A 1044-nucleotide genomic window follows, 5' to 3' on the forward strand; every position below is an offset into this window, starting at 1 on the left:
CCCACGGCTTCCACCGCGATGCACTGGCAGTGCCCCCCCGAGACCAGCAGCAGCAGGTAGGGAAACGGCGCGCCATTGGCGGCGATGCCGGGCAGGCGGGCGGTCAGGGCATGGGCCTCGATATGATTGACGGCAATGAAGGGCCTGTCCAGTGCAAGGGCCATGCCCTTGCCCATGTCAGCACCCACGATCAGCCCGCCGATCAGACCTGGCCCGCAACTTGCTGCGATGGCCCCGAGTTCGTGCGGGCGCAGGCCAGCGGCCTTCAGTGTGTCATGCACCAGCGCGGGCAGGGCGGACAGGTGGGCGCGGGCCGCGATTTCGGGCACGACCCCGCCGAAAGGCACATGGCCGGATTGCGATAATGTCGCGTCTGCCAGGATCCGGCCGTCGCCCGTAACGATGGCGCAGGCGGTGTCATCGCACGAAGATTCAATGGCCATAACGGGAGTTGGCATTTCGGGGGGGGGCTGTCTGGTGTCGGGCATGGCGCAATTTACAATCCGATTGTGCCGAATGTCATCTTTCCTTTGTCGTGGTGTGGTAATAGACACGCGCAATGGAGTCCGCAAAGCCATCCGCCCTGTTTCCGTCGTCCGCGCTACAAAAGGTCGCGGCCGAGGCCGCTGCCCGCCAGCGAAAGGAAGCCACACAAGCCGAACCCCACAGGCGGAAGCTGCCGCTCAGGTTGGAACGCGTGCGTCTCCGCTCGCGCTGGTGCAGACGCGGGCCTTTCTGACGGTACTGACCCGTTTCTGCCCGGTCCTGCGCGACATGGGGGCGTTCCAGGAACACCAGATCAGCACCACGGGCGATCAGGTGCTCAACCGCAAGCTGGCGGAAATTGGCGGCAAGGGCCTGTTCGCCAAGGAAATCCATGACGCCCTGCTCGATGGCCGGATCGACTTCGCCGTCCATAGCCTCAAGGATCTGGAAACCACGCTGCCGCCGGGGCTGGTGCTGGCCTGCACGCTCAAGCGCGAGGATGCGCGCGATGTGCTGATCCTTGGCCCGGATTGCGACGAGCCGGACCCGGCCGATCCG

Annotated in this window: 2 pseudogenes; one reads left to right on the forward strand and one right to left on the reverse strand. The window is 65.3% G+C overall.

The features are described 5' to 3' along the window. A pseudogene (locus JCM25156_RS17875) lies at positions 1-488 on the reverse strand (tRNA (adenosine(37)-N6)-threonylcarbamoyltransferase complex transferase subunit TsaD); the annotation flags it as partial. Between the two features lie 71 nt (positions 489-559). Between JCM25156_RS17875 and JCM25156_RS25965 the strand changes: the two are divergent. Beyond that, positions 560-1044 (forward strand): annotated as a pseudogene (locus JCM25156_RS25965) (hydroxymethylbilane synthase); the annotation flags it as partial.

This window comes from Komagataeibacter kakiaceti JCM 25156 (genome assembly GCF_000613305.1).